We start from the raw sequence: 2,031 nt of genomic DNA, 5'->3' as shown, positions 1-2,031 counted from the left end.
CTTCGCGCAGGCGGTGCGGGACGAGGTGGACCGGCGCAAGCGCGCGCGGCGGCTCTTCAGCTACGACGACATGCTCACCCGGCTCGCGGGCGCGCTGCGGGACGAGGTGCGCGGCGAGGCCGCCCGCGCGCGCCTGCAGGACCGGTACGACGTCGTGCTCGTGGACGAGTTCCAGGACACCGACCCGATCCAGTGGGAGATCCTCGAACGGGCCTTCCACGGGCACGTCACGCTCGTGCTGATCGGGGACCCCAAGCAGGCGATCTACGCGTTCCGCGGGGCGGACGTCGTGTCGTACCTGCAGGCGGTGCGAGAGGCGACCGTCCGCACGCTGGGCACCAACTACCGCACGGACGAGGCGCTGCTGGAGTCCCTGGACGGGGTGTTCGGCGAGGTCGCGCTGGGCAGCGACGAGATCGTCGTCCGGCCGGTGGCGGCGCACCACACCGCCCGACGGCTGGCGGGCGCACCCTCCGACGCCCCCTTCCGGCTGCGGGTGGTCGACCGAGACCGGATCGTCCCGCTCACCGGGCGGAGGCTCGGGCGGGCGGCGAAGGCCCGCGAGGTCGTGGCCGAGGACGTGGCGGCGGACGTCACCGCCCTGCTCGCCTCCGGAGCCACGGTCGAGGAGCGGCCGCTGCGCGCGGGGGACGTCGCCGTCCTGGTCCGCACGAACGCCCAGGGTGTCCAGGTCCGGGCCGCGTGCACGGCCGCCGGGGTCCCGGCCGTGCTCACCGGCACCACCAGCGTGTTCACCACGGAGGCGGCGGCCGAGTGGCTCACCCTGCTGGAGGCCGTCGAGCAGCCGCAGCGCACCACCCGGCTGCGGGCGGCGGCGCTGACCTGCTTCGTGGGGCACACCGTCGAGGAGCTGTGTGGCGAGCACGCCGAGGAGCTGATCGACGAGCTGGGGGCGGACCTGCGGGTCTGGCACGCGGTGCTCGCGGAGCGCGGGGTGGCGGCGCTGCTCGAGGCCGTCACCACCCGGACCCGGCTGCCCGCGCGGCTGCTGGCCCTGAAGGAGGGCGACCGGCGGCTCACCGACGTGCGGCACATCGGGCAGGTGCTCCACGGGGCCTCGCTGGAGCGCCATCTCGGGCCGTCCGCGCTGGTCGAGTGGCTGCGCCACCGAATGGCCGACGCGGCGCGGGACACCACCACCGAGCGGTCGCGCAGGCTGGAGTCCGACGCCGACGCGGTGCAGATCGTCACCGTGCACCGCAGCAAGGGACTGGAGTTCCCGGTCGTCTACGTGCCGTTCGGGTGGGACCGGTGGGTCAACGAGAAGGCCGACGTCCTCCTCGCGCACGCGGACTCCGGCTCCCGCGTGCTCGACGTCGGCGGACCGCTCGGGCCCGACCGTGGCCCGCGGCTGCAGCGCCACCTGGAGGAGGAGTCCGGGGAGGACCTGCGGCTGATGTACGTCGCGCTCACCAGGGCGCGCTGTCAGGTCGTGGCGTGGTGGGCGCCGTCGACCACCACCGAGGCGTCGGCGCTGCACCGGCTGCTGGTCGGGCGGCCCGCCGCGGGCATGGTCCCCGCCCCGACCTACAAGGTCCCGTCCGACGCGTCCGCGCTCGCGCTCTTCGGCGAGATCGCGGGGGTGACCGTCGAGACCCTGTCGGACCGCGCGCCCGCCCCGCCCACCGCCCGCTCGGAGGACCCGCCCGCGCTCGAGGCGGCCCGGTTCGCCCGCTCGCTGGACTCGGCATGGCGGCGGACCTCCTACTCGGCCCTGACCGCCGAGGCGCACGGCAGCGCACCCGCGGTCGGGGTCGGCTCGGAGCCCGAGTCCGCGGGGAAGGACGACGAGGCGGAGCTGGAGGTCCCGGAGGCCGTCTCGGAGATCGGCGCGGAGATCGGCGCGGAGATCGGCGCGGACGTGCCCTCCCCCATGGCGGACCTGCCCCTGGGCGCGACCTTCGGCACGCTGGTCCACGCCGTGTTCGAGCACCTGGACCCGACCGCCCCGGACCTGGCGGCGGAGCTCACCGCGCGGGTGCACGAGGAGCTGGCCCGCCAGCCCGCGGA

1 protein-coding gene is annotated in these 2,031 nt (G+C 75.7%); it reads left to right on the top strand.

Annotated elements, in window-relative coordinates:
* Positions 1-2,031: UvrD-helicase domain-containing protein (locus H5J29_RS30440; RefSeq protein WP_181784399.1), on the top strand; the 2,031-nt coding region annotated here is incomplete at both ends.

The sequence above is a fragment of the Pseudonocardia pini genome (genome assembly GCF_013870575.1).
Classification (GTDB): Bacteria; Actinomycetota; Actinomycetes; order Mycobacteriales; family Pseudonocardiaceae; genus Pseudonocardia; species Pseudonocardia pini.
Note: the sequence above shows the minus strand (reverse complement) of the source record. Positions and strands in the feature narration are given on the sequence as shown.